Source organism: Streptomyces sp. NPDC003011, from assembly GCF_053591515.1.
Map to the genome: position 1 here is coordinate 1 of NZ_JBSFTY010000189.1, position 2,046 is coordinate 2,046.

Here is a 2,046-nt window from a genome sequence, read left to right on the forward strand (position 1 = left end):
CCTTGCCACCGCGGCCTGAGCACAGGCCCGGCTCCCAAGCCCACCCTGCCCCGACGCGCCGTCAGGCAGTCACAGCCAACAACGTGACAACACCCTTGCGGGGCCTTGGCGACTGCCTCCTCAACCAGCCGCCCGTAGGCGTAGTGCGTCACCACCGACGCGCCCGGGTGCTCCGGATCGGTGCGCTGCGCCACGATCCGATAGCGGATCAGCTCCGGGTCCGCCCTGAAGTAACCTCACGATGGATTTCCTTCCGCGCTTCAAAGCGCTTTTCGAAGCCCGACGGATTCAAATGATCCTTACGGGTGAGTGGAGGGCTCCGACCGGGTGTCAGGAGTCGGAGATCTGATCGAAGCCACGCAGCAGCGGCGTCAGCTCCTGAGCGCAACCGCACAGCGGGCACAGTCGCGTCCCCGGGTTCTCCGCAATGTTCAGCGCGTGCTCCACATCGAGCAGGGGCGCGCCCTGCGGAGCCTCTTCGCAGTCCGACGCGTGCAGCACACCCCGGGCCGGGCCCCGGCCCTCGCGCACTGGCCGACGACGTCCTCGATTGCGAACCGTGGCGGGTCGGCCCGACTGGCGATCCTCCTCGAAGAGGTCAACGCCACCATGGCTCAGCTCAAGCGGTACTGGGCGAAGATCCGCGAGTCCGGCGATCCCAAGGAGTCCCCGGCCGTCGACGCGCTCGCCGAGATCCTGGTCCAGGTCGTCTCCCGCGGCCGCGCCCAGGAGACGCAAGTGCTGAACCTGTCGCACGAGGAGGCCCGCGAGTGGGCGATGTCCGGCATCCACGCGAAGACCAACCGGCCGGCACAGAAAAGGAGCACCGCACCATGATGAACACGACCGTGCTCCCGAAGATGCTGCGCCTTACCGACCCGGGCCTGCGCGAGCCATGCGGCCGGGCGGGACGCCAAGGTGCTCCTCTACGCCGATCGCGGGCATGGCGCGCCGGCGGCGAAGGAGGCGCGGACCGCTTTCGACCTGCCGAAGGAGCAGCGCAGGTTCGCCGCCGCCTACCACCCGTGGCTAGACGGGCTTCGAGCTGGCAGCGCGAAAGTGCAAGCTGGTGATGAGAGGCCGGTTACTCCTGAGGAGAGGCAGTGCCGAAGCCCGGGAGACCACGTGGCCGGTGATGCCGCGGCCGACAGGAAGGGAAATGTCCCGGATCGCAGTGATGGCGGGGTGGACGGCTTGAAGCATCCGGCGGTCGTCAGGGTCCATCCCCCAGGGCATCGGAGGGAGGGTGTAGCCCCCTGGCCCCTTCCCGTCGGTCCGGCACCGCGCACTGAAACGACGCGAGACGGTATCGAAGACCATCGCGCCGCCGGGGAAGGATTCCGCGCAGGCAGCGATCAGTTTGTGTACCCGCGCAGCGTGCAGGTACATCAACAGCCCCTGCGCGGTGACCAGTACGCCGCGTGAGCGGTCCACGAGCTCCATCCAGCGACTGTCGGGGTCGCGGCTGATGTCGCAGGGGATATGGCGCTGTCGCCTGCCGTGCGGGAGTACGCGTGTACGTAGCTCAAGCGGGTCGGCCAAGTCCACGGAGAGCCACTGCGCCTGACCGTTGTCCACCCGCCAGACCCTCACCGAGTGCGATCACGGTGCCGTCGGGGTGTGTGGAGAGGAATGAGCGCACCACACCGTCGAAGGCGAGGGCTCGCAGCGCGAGGATCTGGGCCACCCAGGGCCGGGCGCGGCCGAGTCGTTGACGGAAGGGAAAGTTCAACTGGGCCACCAGCCGGACCGCTTGCGGGTCTGGTAGTACGGTGTCCTTCCGGGCCGCCTCGGCCGCGCGGTGGTACAGGGTCCACAATGCGGTTTCTGCGACTCCCGTGAAGTCTGTTGTGGCAGGGGACTGCATTTCGCTCCTGGGTCCGAAGACCGCGCCGAGCAGGCCGCGGGTGCCGGTCTCCACCAGGGCCATAAGCATCATGGCGGGGTAACTGGCCCACCCGGACCGGTACTTGATCCTTCCCAGCCAGCCCCGGTTGCGCTCGGCATCCGGTGTCTTGACCGACAGGCACCCGTCGAAGGCGACCG

At 68.1% G+C, this 2,046-nt stretch carries 3 protein-coding genes and 1 pseudogene; 1 reads left to right on the plus strand and 3 read right to left on the minus strand.

Annotation, left to right across the window (positions count from 1 at the left end; all coding sequences use genetic code 11):
* Positions 1 to 330 precede the first annotated feature (330 nt).
* Complete coding sequence (locus ACWD0J_RS41200) at positions 331 to 531, minus strand: DUF6233 domain-containing protein (protein WP_451500995.1); 201 nt, start codon at positions 529 to 531, stop codon at positions 331 to 333.
* Between ACWD0J_RS41200 and ACWD0J_RS41205 the strand changes: the two genes are divergently transcribed.
* A complete protein-coding gene (locus ACWD0J_RS41205) occupies positions 493 to 837 on the plus strand; it encodes a hypothetical protein (protein ID WP_451500997.1) in 345 nt (114 codons plus the stop codon). The two genes, ACWD0J_RS41200 and ACWD0J_RS41205, sit on opposite strands and share 39 nt — an antisense overlap.
* A 192-nt stretch (positions 838 to 1,029) precedes the next feature.
* On the opposite strand, the gene ACWD0J_RS41210 is transcribed toward ACWD0J_RS41205, so the two are convergent.
* Both ACWD0J_RS41210 and ACWD0J_RS41215 read right to left on the minus strand, forming a co-directional pair.
* Positions 1,030 to 1,443 (minus strand): hypothetical protein, encoded by a 414-nt coding sequence (locus ACWD0J_RS41210; RefSeq protein ID WP_451500996.1) that lies wholly within the window; start codon positions 1,441 to 1,443, stop codon positions 1,030 to 1,032.
* A gap of 82 nt (positions 1,444 to 1,525) precedes the next feature.
* Positions 1,526 to 2,046 (minus strand): annotated as a pseudogene (locus ACWD0J_RS41215) (hypothetical protein); the annotation flags it as partial.